Source organism: Limnohabitans sp. TS-CS-82 (genome assembly GCF_002943475.1).
In genome coordinates this window covers 26,393-39,988 of record NZ_PTQX01000001.1, presented here as the reverse complement: position 1 = coordinate 39,988, position 13,596 = coordinate 26,393, and the positions used below count along the sequence as shown (strand labels likewise).

The 13,596-nt window shown below is 57.2% G+C and carries 13 protein-coding genes; 4 read left to right on the top strand and 9 right to left on the bottom strand.

The window, feature by feature from the left end; genetic code table 11:
* Positions 1–8: 8 nt before the first annotated feature.
* The 4 genes from pepN to C5F52_RS00150 form a co-directional block, all read right to left on the bottom strand.
* Positions 9–2,702, bottom strand: a complete 2,694-nt coding sequence (pepN, locus tag C5F52_RS00165) for an aminopeptidase N (protein ID WP_104796324.1) — start codon at positions 2,700–2,702, stop codon at positions 9–11.
* An 8-nt stretch (positions 2,703–2,710) separates the two neighbouring features.
* Positions 2,711–3,815 (bottom strand): peptide chain release factor 2 gene (gene prfB / locus C5F52_RS00160; protein ID WP_104796323.1). Its coding sequence is split into 2 segments (ribosomal slippage): positions 2,711–3,733 and positions 3,735–3,815, totalling 1,104 coding nucleotides; the frame shifts between segments, so codons are not numbered across the junction.
* A 59-nt stretch (positions 3,816–3,874) separates the two neighbouring features.
* Positions 3,875–4,426 (bottom strand): hypothetical protein, encoded by a 552-nt coding sequence (locus C5F52_RS00155; RefSeq protein WP_104796322.1) that lies wholly within the window; start codon positions 4,424–4,426, stop codon positions 3,875–3,877.
* Positions 4,427–4,466: 40 nt separating this feature from the next.
* On the bottom strand, positions 4,467–5,384 hold the full coding sequence (locus C5F52_RS00150) for an alpha/beta fold hydrolase (protein ID WP_104797091.1): 918 nt from the start codon (positions 5,382–5,384) through the stop codon (positions 4,467–4,469).
* A 25-nt stretch (positions 5,385–5,409) separates the two neighbouring features.
* Here C5F52_RS00150 and C5F52_RS00145 point away from each other — a divergent pair, with 25 nt between their 5' ends.
* The 3 genes from C5F52_RS00145 to plsY all read left to right on the top strand — a co-directional run bounded on the left by C5F52_RS00145 (position 5,410) and on the right by plsY (position 9,066).
* The gene (locus C5F52_RS00145; protein WP_236657667.1) at positions 5,410–7,224 is read left to right on the top strand and encodes an acyl-CoA synthetase; all 1,815 of its coding nucleotides are present in this window, start codon (positions 5,410–5,412) and stop codon (positions 7,222–7,224) included.
* Positions 7,225–7,309: 85 nt separating this feature from the next.
* The gene (locus C5F52_RS00140) at positions 7,310–8,377 is read left to right on the top strand and encodes an aldo/keto reductase (protein ID WP_104796321.1); all 1,068 of its coding nucleotides are present in this window, start codon (positions 7,310–7,312) and stop codon (positions 8,375–8,377) included.
* 23 nt (positions 8,378–8,400) lie between these two features.
* On the top strand, positions 8,401–9,066 hold the full coding sequence (plsY, locus tag C5F52_RS00135) for a glycerol-3-phosphate 1-O-acyltransferase PlsY (protein ID WP_104796320.1): 666 nt from the start codon (positions 8,401–8,403) through the stop codon (positions 9,064–9,066).
* Between the two features lie 76 nt (positions 9,067–9,142).
* Here plsY and C5F52_RS00130 read toward each other — a convergent pair whose 3' ends face one another.
* Entirely contained in the window at positions 9,143–9,628 is a 486-nt protein-coding gene (locus tag C5F52_RS00130; RefSeq protein WP_104796319.1) for a YajQ family cyclic di-GMP-binding protein, read from the bottom strand.
* Positions 9,629–9,667: 39 nt separating this feature from the next.
* On the opposite strand from C5F52_RS00130, the gene murB reads away from it, so the two are divergent.
* Positions 9,668–10,720 carry a UDP-N-acetylmuramate dehydrogenase gene (gene murB / locus C5F52_RS00125; protein ID WP_104796318.1) on the top strand — a complete coding sequence of 351 codons (1,053 nt, stop codon included), beginning with the start codon at positions 9,668–9,670 and terminating at the stop codon, positions 10,718–10,720.
* A 51-nt stretch (positions 10,721–10,771) separates the two neighbouring features.
* On the opposite strand, the gene argG is transcribed toward murB, so the two are convergent.
* The 4 genes from argG to C5F52_RS00105 all read right to left on the bottom strand — a co-directional run bounded on the left by argG (position 10,772) and on the right by C5F52_RS00105 (position 13,564).
* Positions 10,772–12,112 carry an argininosuccinate synthase gene (gene argG, locus C5F52_RS00120; protein ID WP_104796317.1) on the bottom strand — a complete coding sequence of 447 codons (1,341 nt, stop codon included), beginning with the start codon at positions 12,110–12,112 and terminating at the stop codon, positions 10,772–10,774.
* Positions 12,113–12,145: 33 nt separating this feature from the next.
* Entirely contained in the window at positions 12,146–12,463 is a 318-nt protein-coding gene (locus C5F52_RS00115) for a pyrimidine/purine nucleoside phosphorylase (RefSeq protein ID WP_104796316.1), read from the bottom strand.
* A 115-nt stretch (positions 12,464–12,578) separates the two neighbouring features.
* The gene (locus C5F52_RS00110) at positions 12,579–13,118 is read right to left on the bottom strand and encodes a glycine zipper 2TM domain-containing protein (protein ID WP_236657666.1); all 540 of its coding nucleotides are present in this window, start codon (positions 13,116–13,118) and stop codon (positions 12,579–12,581) included.
* Between the two features lie 86 nt (positions 13,119–13,204).
* On the bottom strand, positions 13,205–13,564 hold the full coding sequence (locus C5F52_RS00105; RefSeq protein WP_104796315.1) for an arsenate reductase: 360 nt from the start codon (positions 13,562–13,564) through the stop codon (positions 13,205–13,207).
* Between the last annotated feature and the right edge of the window lie 32 nt (positions 13,565–13,596).

Genomic DNA, 13,596 nt, shown 5'->3' with positions numbered 1-13,596 from the left:
GCAAGTCCTTAGTTGGAGAGGGCGCGCGAAACCACTTCGCGCACGTCGTTGCTTAAATCGGTTTTGGCGGCGACGCGTTTGATGGCTTCGTGCGCGGCGGTGCGGTAGGGCTCGGCCAATTTGGACCAACGGTCCAAGGCGCGTGCCAAACGGGCGGCGACTTGGGGGTTGATGGCGTCGAGCTCCAACACGCGTTCACTCCAGAACACATAGCCTGCCGCATCGCTGCGGTGGAATGCGCCGGGGTTTGCACTGCAGAAACTGAAAATCAGGCTGCGTGCGCGGTTGGGGTTTTTGATGTGGAAGTCGGGGTGCAACATGAGGTTGCGCACCAGCGACAAGATGTTGCCACCACGGTCGGTGCTGCCCGCTTGCAGGGCAAACCACTTGTCCATCACCAAGGCTTCTTTGTGGAAGAGGTTGTAGAAGCGTTGCAGGGCATCGCCTGCCAGCTCGTGACCTGCGCTGACCAAAGCGCTTAACGCATTGAAGCGGTCGGTCATGTTGTGCGCGTCTTTGAAACACTGGAAGGTGCGGCCAGGCCACACCACGTCGCCGGTGGTGCGTGCGTCCAAACACAACATGGTGAGCGCCATGCCACTCAAGGCGCGGCGGCCACTCGACACGGAGTCGGGGTTGAAAGCGCCGTTCTCGCTGTGGGCTTCAAAAGCCCAAGCCCAATCGTCGTGCAACTCGCGGGCCAGTTGCGCACGCATAGATTCGCGCACAGCGTGGATGCGTTGTGGGTCCACCACGTCCAGCTGTTCGGCGATGTAGGTTTCAGAAGGCAAGGTGAGCACCAAGTCTTTGAAGGCTGCGTCCAAAGCGGGGTTGCGCAGCACGGTGCGCAGGGCTAGCACCAAGGCGGCATCCAACACCTGTGTGGGTGCGTTGCTGGCGGCAACTGCGCTGAGCGCTGCATTCAAGCACAGGCGTTGCGCTGCTTCCCATTGGTTGAAGGGGTCGGTGTCGTGCGCCAAGAGCGTGAGCAGTTGCGTGGGCGTGAAGTCTTTCTCCAACACCACAGGAGCGCTGAAGCCGCGCAAGATGGATGGCACAGGCTCTTCGCCCGCTTGCAAGGTCAAGTCTTTGAACTCGAAGCTTTGCTTGTTTTCAGTGAGTACCAAGAGTTGCGTGGGCAACACTTCGCGGCCATCGGCACCCAGCAAGCCAAATTGCACGGGAATGACAAACGGTTCTTTGTGCTCTTGGCCAGGGCTGGGTGGGCAACTTTGGCTCAGGTTCAGTGTGTAACTGCGTGTGTCGGCGTGGTAGCTGCCAGCAGCTTGCACACGCGGTGTGCCTGCTTGCGCGTACCAACGCTTGAACTGCGCCAAGTGTGTGGCCAGTGCAGAGCCAGGGTTGGCATCGGCAATCGCTTGGGCGAAGTCGTCGCACGTCACCGCTTGGCCATCGTGGCGCTCGAAGTAGAGCGACATGCCTTTGGCAAAACCTTCACGCGAGGTCAGGGTCTGCATCATGCGCACAACCTCAGAGCCTTTTTCGTAAATCGTGACGGTGTAGAAGTTGTTGATTTCTACATAGCTGTCAGGACGCACAGGGTGGGCCATGGGGCCTGCGTCTTCTGGGAACTGTGCAGTGCGCAACAAGCGCACGTCTTCGATGCGCTTGACGGCTTTGGCCGAGGCGGCAGCCGTTGGGTTGTCTTTCAACGCTTCAGCCGCCAAGTCTTGGCTGAACTCTTGGTCGCGGAAAACCGTCAGGCCTTCTTTGAGTGAGAGCTGGAACCAGTCGCGGCAAGTCACGCGGTTGCCCGTCCAGTTGTGGAAGTATTCATGGCCGACCACGCTCTCAATGTTGGCGTAGTCCATGTCGGTGGCAGTGGCAGAGTTGGCCAACACAAACTTGGTGTTGAAGATGTTGAGGCCCTTGTTTTCCATCGCGCCCATGTTGAAGTCGCTGGTAGCGACGATCATGAAGCGCTCAAGGTCGAGGCTCAAGTTAAAGCGCTGCTCGTCCCACTTGATGCTAGCCATGAGCGAGTTCATGGCGTGTTCGGTTTTGTCCAAATCGCCAGAGCGCACAAACACTTGCAGCAAATGCTCTTTGCCCGATGGCGCTTTGACGCGCTGCTCGCGGCACACAAACTGGCCTGCTACCAAGGCAAACAAGTAGCACGGCTTTTTGTGCGGGTCGACCCACTTGGCAAAGTGGCGGCCTTCTTCGAGGTTACCTTCTTCCACCAAGTTGCCGTTGCTCAGCAACACAGGGAACGCCTTTTTGTCGGCGCGCAGCGTGACGCTGTAGTTGGACATCACATCGGGGCGGTCCAAGAAGTAGGTGATGCGGCGAAAGCCTTCAGCCTCGCACTGCGTGAAGAACGAGTCGTTGCTCACATACAAGCCCATGAGCTTGGTGTTCTTTGCAGGGTTGCAGGTGGTGAAGATTTCCAGATCAAAAGCCTCGTGGCCTTCGGGCAAGTTCTCCAGCACCAATTGGCTGCCGTCCATCTTGAACGACGTGCCTTGGCCGTTGACCAACACGCGGGCGAGGTTGAGCTCATCGCCATCCAAACGCAGGGGCTGGGCCGCCACGTCAGGGTTGCGGCGCACGCGCATTTGGTTGAGCACGCGGGTCTTGGCGGGGTCCAAGTCAAACGTCAAATTGACGGTGTCAATCCAAAACGCTGGCGCGGTGTAGTCGGCGCGTTGAATCAATGGGGCTGTGCCTTCACGGTACATGGTGTTCCTTAGATGCCTTGCTTGAGTGACGCTTCGATGAAAGCATCGAGGTCGCCGTCCAAGACTTTTTGTGTAGCCGAGACTTCAACGTTGGTACGCAAGTCTTTGATGCGGCTGTTGTCCAGCACGTAGCTGCGAATTTGGTGACCCCAGCCCACATCGGTCTTGGTGTCTTCGAGCTTTTGCTGTTCTTCTTGGCGCTTGCGCATCTCGAAGTCATACAAGCGTGAGCGCAAACGTTTCCAAGCCACGTCACGGTTGCTGTGCTGGCTGCGGCCGTCTTGACACTGCACCACGATGCCGGTGGGGATGTGGGTCAAACGCACAGCAGAGTCGGTTTTGTTGATGTGCTGACCACCCGCGCCAGAGGCACGGTAGGTGTCGGTGCGCACGTCGGAGGGGTTGATGTCGATTTCGATCGAGTCATCAATTTCGGGGTACACAAAGACGGACGCAAAAGAGGTGTGGCGGCCGCCCGAGCTGTCAAACGGCGACTTGCGCACCAAGCGGTGCACGCCAGTTTCGGTGCGCAACAAACCAAAGGCGTATTCGCCTTCGATCTTGATAGTGGCGCCTTTGATGCCGGCCACGTCACCCGCAGATTCGTCTTCGACGGTGGTTTTGAAGCCCTTGCGTTCAGCGTATTTGAGGTACTGGCGCAGCAGCATGCTGGCCCAGTCGCAGGCTTCGGTGCCACCGGCACCGGCTTGGATGTCCAAGAAGCAATTGAGAGGATCCGCTTCGTTGCTGAACATGCGGCGGAATTCGAGCTCTTCGATGGTTTTGACCAAGCCTTGGGTGTCGGCTTCGATGGTCATCAAGCCGTCTTCGTCGTTGTCGGCTTTGCTCATTTCAAACAACTCGGCGTTGTCTGCCAGCTCTTGGGTCAGGCGGGTGAGGGTGACGACCACGCCGTCGAGTGCTTTCTTTTCACGACCCAGCTCTTGCGCTTTTTTGGGGTCGTTCCAGATGGTTGGGTCTTCTAGCGACGCGTTGACGGTGCGCAGACGCTCGGATTTGGCATCGTAGTCAAAGATACCTCCGGAGATCTACCGTGCGCACGCTCAGGTCGGCGAGGGTAGATCCAATGAGGTTGATGCGTTCTGCTTCCATGATGCGGTCTTCTTTAGGTGTCTAAGTAACCGCGTATTTTCTCACGTTCAGACCGGCTCTTAGAAGCTGCGGCTGTAGGCAAATAAAAGGCCCGCCGTACCCAGCAAATAGACCTGTGCGGAATCTTTGGGGGTGACGTAATAGCCGAGAGATGGAATCACAGCTGGCGCGATGCCGAGGTGGTTGAACGGAATTTTCTCTTTGTATTCGCCCCGATAACCCCACAACAAGCCGGCTGACACTTTCGTGAACAGTTTGGGGTTGCCCAAAATGCCATCCCATTGCTTGCCCACGTACACATAGGTCGAGGCTTGGCCAAAGGAGTTGGTGAACAAAGCTAAACCGCAAAAGCGACCGCCAGAAACGTGACTGTCCAAAGAGATCAGTTTGACGGGGCGGTGTTCGGGGTTGTCATTCCAGTGGTGGGTGTAAGGCGACAGCATCACCTCCCACTTTTTGGTGGTTCGTGTTTCGCCTTCAACGGCCAAGCTGTCGGGGCAAGGTTGCCAGTCGTACAAACCGTTGTCTGTGGCATGAGCGTTACCAACGCCTGTTGTGCAAGCGAGTGCCAAGGCTGCCATCGTGGCGCGAAATGAAGAGGGGAATGCCATGAGTTGCTGAGATCGTAATTAAGTGCCAAATTTTAGTGGCTTATATGACAGTTTGAAGACTTAAGAATTCTTCTATGTGTCGAGCCAGTATGGCGGGCTGATCGTGGTGCAGCATGTGTCCCGCCTCCTCAATGACCGCGTGGGTGAGATGGGGTACTGCGGCAATGCGTTGCATGAATTCATCCAAGGTGTAGCTGTCTTTCCACCACTGGCTCATGCTGTCTGTGCTGGCCACCACACACAAAGTAGGCGCAGTGATGCGCTCGTAAATGGCTTGGGTCTCGTCGGTTTTGAACAGCTGGGCGTTGACCACTTTGTGGGCTGCGTGGCCCAAGATGCGCCATTCGCCTTGGTCGTTGACACGCGCCCAATGCTGAGCCAGCCAATGGGCTTTGTCTGAGCCTAAGCGTGGGTTGGTTTTGATGAGGCGCTGCGCCACGGCTTCGAGGTTGGGATAGGGCTTGAGGTCCATCTCGCCGCGCTGCAAGGCTTTGAGCTCGTCCATCCACTTGGCCAAACGGCTGGGCGCTTGTGCCGGGCGAGTGGCAGGCATGCCAAAGCCTTCGAGGTTGATGAGCTTCTTGATGCGCTCGGGGCGAATGCCCGCGTACATCGTGGCCACGTGGCCGCCCATGCTGTGGCCTAGCAGGTGGATTTGCCGTTCGCCCACGTAATGGTCTAACAGCTGGTCGAGGTCAGCCAAGTAGTCGGGGAAAAAGAAGTTGTCGGTGTCGGGCGTTTCGGTCAGGCCAAAGCCGCGCCAGTCGGGCGCGATGACCCAATGGTCGTCTTTCAAAGCATCGATGACAAACTGAAACGAGGCTGCCACATCCATCCAGCCATGCACCATGACCAACGGTGTTTTGTCGGGCGAGGGCGTGCCCCACTGCAAGACGTGGTAACTCAGGTGACGGATTGGGACAAACTCGCTGCGCGAAGGCTTTTGGATTGGGTACATTGTTTGAATCATAAGGACACGAAACATGGCCAAGCATTCCGTAGACGCGACTTCACACGACTTTTACCAAGCCATGCAGCAAGGCTTTGGTTGGGCCGTGCCCGAGCACTTCAACATGGCCGAGGTGTGCAGCCGCCGTTGGGCTGCTGAGCCCGATGCGGCACAGCGTGTGGCGATCGTTGAACATGCCGCCGCCGATGCGAGTGGGCGTGCCGTTGCGCCACGCAGCTTCACCTATGCCCAGTTACAGCAAGCCGCCGATGCGCTGAGCCATGTGCTGACCGACCTTGGTGTGCAGCGTGGCGACCGCGTGGCCATCGTGCTGCCCCAACGTTTTGAAACCGCTGTGGCCTATGTGGCGGTGATGCAAATGGGTGCGGTGGCCATGCCACTCTCCCTGCTGTTTGGCCCCGAAGCCTTGGAATACCGTCTGCAAGACAGCGAGGCTGTGGTGGCCATCGTGGATGCAACGTCTGTCAGCAACGTGCTGGCCGTGCGCGCCCAATGCCCCGCGCTGCGCGAAGTGGTGGGCGTGGACCTGAGCAATGCCGCCGACATGCTGCACGTGGATGTGGACTACGCCAGTGCCATTGCCGCGCAGCAACGCGCGTTCACAGCGATACAAACCAAAGCGGACGAGGGCGCGGTGTTGATTTACACCAGCGGCACCACCGGCCCGCCCAAAGGCGCACTCATTCCCCATCGTGCCTTGATAGGCAACTTGACGGGCTTTGTGTGCAGCCAAAACTGGTTTGGGTTTGCCACGCAAGCCACCTCAAATCAAGCCTCAAACGCCGCGCATTTGCCCACAGGCAGCGCCGCTGTGTTTTGGTCGCCCGCCGATTGGGCGTGGACCGGCGGTTTGATGGATGCCTTGTTGCCCACGCTGTACTTTGGTCGCCCCATCGTGGCGTGGAACGGGCGCTTTAGCCCAGAGCTGGCGTTCACCTTGATGCAGCAGCACGGCGTCACGCACACGTTTTTGTTTCCTACCGCTTTGAAGGCCATGATGAAGGCCTACCCCAAGCCCAGCAGCCAATTCAAACTCAAGCTGCAAGCCATGATGAGCGCAGGTGAGGCGGTGGGTGATGCGGTGTTTGGCTATTGCCAAACGCAGCTGGGCGTGACCGTGAACGAGATGTTTGGCCAAACCGAAATCAACTACATCGTGGGCAACTGCGCGATGGAGTGGGGCGTGATGGGCGAAGGCGTTTCAGCCCATCGCAAGAATGTAGGCTGGCCCGCCAAGCCGGGCAGCATGGGCAAAGGCTACCCCGGCCATCGCGTGGCCGTGATTGACGACGATGGCCACGAATGTCCCGTAGGTGTGCCCGGTGATGTGGCACTGAGCCGCTACAACCAACACGGCCAGCCTGACCCAATTTTCTTTTTGGGCTATTGGAAAAACGAAAAATCAACCTTGGGTAAATACACAGGCGACTGGTGCCGCACGGGCGATATGGCGGTGCAGGATGTTGATGGCTACCTCTGGTACCAAGGCCGCGCCGACGATGTGTTCAAAGCGGCGGGCTACCGCATTGGCCCGAGTGAGATTGAAAACTGCTTGGTCAAACACCCCGCCGTGGCCAATGCTGCGGTGGTGCCCAAGCCCGATGCCGAGCGTGGTGCGTTGGTGAAAGCTTATGTGGTGTTAGCCGCAGGACACGAAGCCAGCGATGCCTTGGTGGCTGACCTGCAACTGCATGTGCGTGGCAAGCTGGCACCGTATGAGTACCCCAAAGAAATTGAGTTCACGCCAGAGCTGCCCATGACCACCACGGGCAAGGTGCAACGTCGCGTGCTGCGCTTGCAAGAAGAAGAGCGCGCCAAGGCGAAATAACGCACATACGCTGAGCCAAAGAAGGCACCCGGCAGGCTTTAGACTTGTAGCGTTTTTCATCTGTCTCCTTCCTCGGAGTGAATCCATGACTTTTCCTTTCGTTCAGCTGGGCACCAGCGATTTGCACGTCACGCCTATTTGTTTGGGCACCATGACTTTTGGCGAACAAGTCAACGAAGCTGATTCACACGCCATCCTTGACCACTCGCTGGCGCGTGGCGTGAACTTCATCGACACCGCCGAGATGTATTCGGTGCCGCCTAAAGCTGAGACCTGTGGCCACACCGAAACCATCATTGGTAACTGGTTTGCCAAGAATCCAGGCGCACGGCAAAAGCTGGTGCTTGCCACCAAAGTGGCCGGCCCTTCGCGCGGCATGCCTTGGATTCGCGACCACATGGGGCTGAAAGTCAAAGACTTCGTTACCTCGTGCGAAGGCAGTTTGCGCCGCTTGCAAACCGATGTGATTGACCTCTACCAAATCCACTGGCCCGAGCGCCATGTGCCAGCGTTTGGTGGCGTGTACTACGACCCCCAAAAAGAAACGTCAGAGACGCCGATTCATGCTCAGCTAGAAGCGCTGGCGCAGTTGGTCAAAGCTGGCAAGGTGCGCCATGTGGGCTTGTCCAACGAAACACCCTATGGCGTGCACGAGTTTGTGCGCTTGGCCGAGCAGCATGGTTTGCCACGCGTGGCCACCACGCAAAACCCGTATTGCCTGATCAACCGCACGTATGAAAACGGCTTGGATGAGACTTGCCACCGTTTGAATGTGTCGTTGTTGGCGTATTCGCCCTTGGGCTTTGGTTTGCTCACGGGCAAGTACGACGCCAGTGGCATCACCGGCCCAGACGCGCCCAAAGGTGCGCGCATCTCCGGCTATGAGAGCGTGCGCAAGCAACGCTGGGGTCGCCCCGATGCTTTGGTGGCAGCACGCCGCTACAACGCACTCGCACTTGAAAACGGCATGACGCCTACGCAAATGGCGCTGGCATTTTGTTACACCAAGTGGCAAGTGGCGAGCACCATCATTGGTGTGACGTCGATGGCGCAACTCGATGCCGACTTAGACGCATGGGGTACCACCTTGTCGCCTGAAGTGTTGGCCGCAATCGATGCCATTCGTTGGGAAATGCGCGACCCTGCGCAATAAAAATTAAAAAAGAGGAAAGATAAATGTTTGCTGATGCTTCAGTCGTGGTGTTGCTCGCCTTGGGCGGTTACTTGGTAGGCTCCTTGTCCTTTGCGGTCATCGTGAGCCGTGTGATGGGCTTGGATGACCCTCGCACCTACGGCAGCCAAAACCCAGGTGCCACCAACGTGCTGCGTTCGGGCAACAAAAAAGCGGCCATTGCCACGTTGTTGTTTGATGCACTCAAGGGTTACTTTCCTGTGCTGCTGGTCAAGTTGTACGGCCCAGATTTTGGCTTGGACGACCGTGCTGTGGCCTTGGTGGCCACCTCGGCATTCATGGGTCACTTGTGGCCTGTGTTCTTTGCGTTCAAAGGCGGCAAGGGCGTTGCGACTGCCGCAGGTATTTTGTTTGGTGTGGAGCCCTTGTTGGGCGCTGCGGTGATGGGCACTTGGTTGCTGATGGCGGTGGTGTTCCGCTACTCGTCGCTGGCGGCTTTGTCGGCTTCTTTGCTGGCGCCTGCCTACTATTTGATGGGAAACCAAGTGGTGTGGCAAATGAGCGAAGCTGAGTTGTTGGCTGTGATGGTGATGAGCGCCTTGCTGCTGATGCGCCACAAAGACAACATCCAGCGTTTGGTGTCGGGCCAAGAGACGAAGATTGGTGCGAAGAAAGAAGCACCGGCTGAAGAGACTGACGCACAGGCATAAACGCGGACTGCCTTGCGCAGACGCAAAACAAAAGGGCCTCTGTTGAGGCCCTTTGTGTTTGATGCTAAGGCGTGGCTTAGTCGCGGAAGTTATTGAACGACAAAGGCAAGTCGGTCATGTCTTTGCGAATCAGAGCCATGGCGGCTTGCAAGTCGTCGCGCTTGGTGCCGCTCACGCGCACCGCGTCGCCTTGGATGGCGGCTTGTACTTTGATCTTGCTGTCTTTGAGCAAGCGTTGAATTTTTTTGGACACTTCGGTTTCAATGCCGTTGCGAATTTTGATGACTTGCTTGACCTTGTCGCCGCCGATTTTTTGCACGTCGCCTTTGTCGAGGAAGCGCACGTCCACTTCGCGCTTGGTCAGTTTGTTGCGCAATACGTCTTCGACTTGCACCAGCTGAAAGTCGGCGTCGCCGAACATGGTGATTTCTTTGTCCTTGAGTTCAACAGCGGCAGATGTGCCTTTGAAGTCAAAGCGGGTGGCGATTTCTTTGGAAGTGTTTTCAACGGCGTTTTTCACTTCGACCAAGTTGGGTTCGAGTACGGTGTCAAAAGAAGGCATGGCAGTCGGCTTTCAAAATCAGAATGAGACAATTGCCCTATGTTAGTGGAACCCAACACCCCCCTTCAAGCGCACAACAGCTTTGGCATTTCGGCCAAAGCCCTGCAATTGGTGCGCGTGCGCACCGAAGCTGACGTGCAAGCTGTGCTGGCCGATGCGGCCTTGCGCGAGGCGCCCAAGTTTGTGCTGGGCGGCGGCAGCAACATTGTGCTGACCGGCGACGTGAAGCCCTTGGTGCTGAAGGTAGAAATCAAAGGCATGCGCTTGGTCGAAGAGACCGACAAGGCCTGGGTGGTCGAGGCCGCCGCAGGCGAAAACTGGCACGACTTGGTGGCATGGACGTTGGACAACGGCTGGCCCGGCCTAGAAAACATGGCCCTCATTCCCGGCAGCGTGGGCGCGTCGCCGGTGCAAAACATTGGCGCGTATGGCGTGGAGCTGCAAGACCGCTTTCATTCGTTGGACGCGATTGACCTGACTACGGGCCAGCACTTCAGTCTCGATGCTGCGCAATGTGCGTTTGGCTACCGCGACTCAGTGTTCAAACACGAAAGCAGTGGTCCGAATGGTTTGGGCTTGGCAGGCAAAGCCCTGATTACCCGTGTGCGGTTCTTGTTGCGCAAAGACTGGAAACCCGTGCTGGGCTACCTCGACCTCGAACGAAAAATGGCCGAGACCGGGATCAGTAACCCCACGGCTCAACAAATTTTTGAATGGGTGTGCGCCATTCGCCGTGCCAAGTTGCCGGACCCAGCCGTCATTGGCAACGCCGGTAGCTTCTTCAAGAACCCCACCGTCACCCAAGACCAGTGCGACGACATCATCGCGCGTGAGCCCAAAGTGGTTCACTACCTGCTGGACGATGGTCGCATCAAACTGGCGGCTGGTTGGCTGATCGACGCCTGCGGCTGGAAAGGCAAAACCGTGGGCAATGCGGGTGTGTACGAAAAACAAGCCTTGGTGTTGGTCAATGTTGGCGGCAAAGAGCACCCCTGCACGGGCGGCGAAGTGATGACTTTGGCAAAAGCCATTCAAACCAGTGTGTATGAGCGGTTTGGCATTCGACTTGAACCCGAACCTGTGGTGGTTTAAGCAATAAAAAAGCGACCTGAAGGTCGCTTTTTACTTGGTGCAAAGAAGTGTTTACTTCTTAGACCCGCCTTCCAACTTGATCATGTCAGCGCCTTCGCCCAACGACAGCAAGCCGGTGTGTGCGTAGATGCCCAGCTTGGCGCGTGTGTCCACGATGTCCAAGTTGCGCATGGTCAATTGGCCAATGCGGTCGAGTGGGCTGAACGGTGCGTCTTCCACCTTTTCCATGCTCAAACGCTCGGGAGCGTAGGTGAGGTTGGGGCTTTCTGTGTTCAGGATGCTGTAGTCGTTGCCACGGCGCAGTTCTAGGGTCACGGTGCCGGTCACGGCGCGTGCCACCCAGCGCTGGGCGGTTTCGCGCAACATGATGGACTGTGGGTCAAACCAGCGGCCTTGGTACAACAAACGGCCCAAGCGCAGGCCGTTGATGCGGTACTGCTCGATGGTGTCTTCGTTGTGAATGCCAGTGACCAAACGCTCGTAAGCGATGTGCAACAGCGCCATGCCCGGGGCTTCGTAGATGCCGCGGCTCTTGGCTTCGATGATGCGGTTCTCGATTTGGTCGCTCATGCCCAAACCGTGGCGGCCACCGATTTCGTTGGCTTTCAAGAACAGCTCAACGGGGTCAGCGTATTCCACACCGTTCAAGGCGACGGGTTGGCCTTCTTCAAAACGGATGCTGATTTCTTCGGCTTTCACCGCGCAGTCTTCACGCCAGAACGGCACACCCATGATGGGGTTGACGATCTTCATGCCGCTTGAGAGGCTCTCAAGGTCTTTGGCTTCGTGGGTCGCACCCAGCATGTTGCTGTCGGTGCTGTAGGCCTTTTCGGCGCTCATCTTGTAGCCAAAACCGTTGGCAGTCATGAAGGCGCTCATTTCAGCGCGGCCACCGAGTTCGTCGATGAACAACTGGTCCAGCCAAGGCTTGTAGATTTTCAAGCTGGGGTTGGTCAACAAGCCGTAGCGGTAAAAGCGCTCGATGTCATTGCCTTTGAAGGTGCTGCCATCGCCCCAGATGTTGACGTCGTCTTCCTTCATCGCAGCCACGAGCATGGTGCCGGTGACGGCACGGCCCAAGGGCGTGGTGTTGAAGTAGGTGATGCCACCGGTGCTGATGTGGAACGCACCGCACTGAATGGCGGCAATGCCTTCATGGGCGAGTTGTTTGCGGCAGTCGATGAGGCGGGCTTTTTCAGCGCCGTATTCCATCGCTTTGCGTGGGATTTCGTTGTAGTCCGACTCGTCGGGCTGGCCGAGGTTGGCGGTGTAAGCGTAGGGCACAGCGCCCTTTTGCTTCATCCACAAGAGGGCCGCAGAGGTGTCGAGGCCGCCTGAGAAGGCGATGCCGACTTTTTGGCCTTTGGGGAGGTGTTGGAGGATGGTGCTCATGGTGTTCTTATCCTGCTTCTGATGGCTCGGCAATTAACCGAAGTGGCAAATGTAGTGGTAGGGCTCGGTCACGCGGATGTCGAATTTCGAGTTGCCGGGCACGTTGAATTTTTCGCCAGCGCTGGACTTGACCCAGTCTTGGGTGCCGTCGAGTTTGTATTCACAAAAACCGCCCACGCATTCCATGATTTCAGGTGCGCCTGTGTTGAAGGTCAAGGTGGCGGGCAAGATGACGCCCACCGACAGTTTGGTGCCGTCAGCGAGTGTCAGGCCGTGGCTGACACATTTGCCGTCAAAGTAAACATTGGCTTTGGTGGTGACGCTGGCGCCGTCGATTTTTTCTGTGGTCATGGTGTGCGCTCGGTATGGATTGCAAAACAGTAGATTTTAGGTGACCCAAAACGCCAAAAGCCGCTGAAAGCGGCTTTTGCTTGGTTCAAACGCCCAAACAGGCGTTTGGACTGGCTTAGTAGCGTGGGGCAGAGCCGGGTGGCGGCACATTGCCGTAGCTGGTGTTGGCGGCTGGTGCCATGGGTGTGATTTGCAAACGCACGGTGGGGCCTGGGTCTTGGGGCATTTGCACGGTGTATTGCTTGCCTGCGAATTCATAAACCACGTTGTATGCCATCGTGCGGTTCTCGTAGAACATTTGCTGGCTGCAGTTTTGTACGTTACGCACTTCTGGTGTGCCGCCGCCTTCCACCTTGTCACCCAAGATAGCGCCGCCGAACAAACCCAGCATGGTGGCGGCAGCACGACCGGAACCCTGACCCATGCTGTTACCAATGGCGCCACCAGCGATCGCGCCCATGGCGGCACCAGCGCCAGATTTTTGGCCTTCGGTGACCACTTGTTGGTTGTTACAGACTTGGCGTGGCACGGCCACTTGCTGAATGATGGGGGTGCTGGAGATGACTTTGCCCACTTCTTGGGCGTGTACGGCAGCAGATGCCAACACAGCCATCAGGCCGGCGAACAATGTGATTTGAATGGTGATCTTTTTCATGGGAAATCCCTGTTTAACTTGGCAGAAGTGTAGTGCGTGCACTGTGAATGTCTGTAAAGCGACGGTAAAACCTGCGCTGTTATCACTTATCCAATAACGCGCGCCCACGCCTCAGGGTTGACGCCCACGATGACGGTTGCACCTTTGACCACCACAGGGCGCTTGATGACGCTGGCATGTTCCAGCATCAAGGCGCGGGCCGAGGCGTTGTCCACCACGCTGGCTTGCAGGACTGGGTCTAGCTTGCGCCAAGTCGTGCCTTTGCGGTTGACCAACACGTCCCAGCTCACATGCTTGAGCCACAGGTCGACGGCCTCTGGCAGCACGCCTTGTTTTTTGAAATCGTGAAACACATAGTCCACACCATGGTCACTCAGCCACATGCGGGCCTTTTTGACGCTGTCGCAGTTGGGAATGCCGTAAACGGTGATGGTTGTTTTGCTCATAGGGTGAATCATGCCGCAAACCAAATGGCCTG

Coding starts and splice junctions, on each gene's coding strand:
- pepN (WP_104796324.1), bottom strand. CDS start 2,702: ATGTACCGTGAAGGCACAGCCCCATTGATTCAACGCGCCGACTACACC.
- C5F52_RS00155 (WP_104796322.1), bottom strand. CDS start 4,426: ATGGCATTCCCCTCTTCATTTCGCGCCACGATGGCAGCCTTGGCACTC.
- C5F52_RS00150 (WP_104797091.1), bottom strand. CDS start 5,384: ATGTACCCAATCCAAAAGCCTTCGCGCAGCGAGTTTGTCCCAATCCGT.
- C5F52_RS00145 (WP_236657667.1), top strand. CDS start 5,410: ATGGCCAAGCATTCCGTAGACGCGACTTCACACGACTTTTACCAAGCC.
- C5F52_RS00140 (WP_104796321.1), top strand. CDS start 7,310: ATGACTTTTCCTTTCGTTCAGCTGGGCACCAGCGATTTGCACGTCACG.
- plsY (WP_104796320.1), top strand. CDS start 8,401: ATGTTTGCTGATGCTTCAGTCGTGGTGTTGCTCGCCTTGGGCGGTTAC.
- C5F52_RS00130 (WP_104796319.1), bottom strand. CDS start 9,628: ATGCCTTCTTTTGACACCGTACTCGAACCCAACTTGGTCGAAGTGAAA.
- murB (WP_104796318.1), top strand. CDS start 9,668: ATGTTAGTGGAACCCAACACCCCCCTTCAAGCGCACAACAGCTTTGGC.
- argG (WP_104796317.1), bottom strand. CDS start 12,112: ATGAGCACCATCCTCCAACACCTCCCCAAAGGCCAAAAAGTCGGCATC.
- C5F52_RS00115 (WP_104796316.1), bottom strand. CDS start 12,463: ATGACCACAGAAAAAATCGACGGCGCCAGCGTCACCACCAAAGCCAAT.
- C5F52_RS00110 (WP_236657666.1), bottom strand. CDS start 13,118: ATGAAAAAGATCACCATTCAAATCACATTGTTCGCCGGCCTGATGGCT.
- C5F52_RS00105 (WP_104796315.1), bottom strand. CDS start 13,564: ATGAGCAAAACAACCATCACCGTTTACGGCATTCCCAACTGCGACAGC.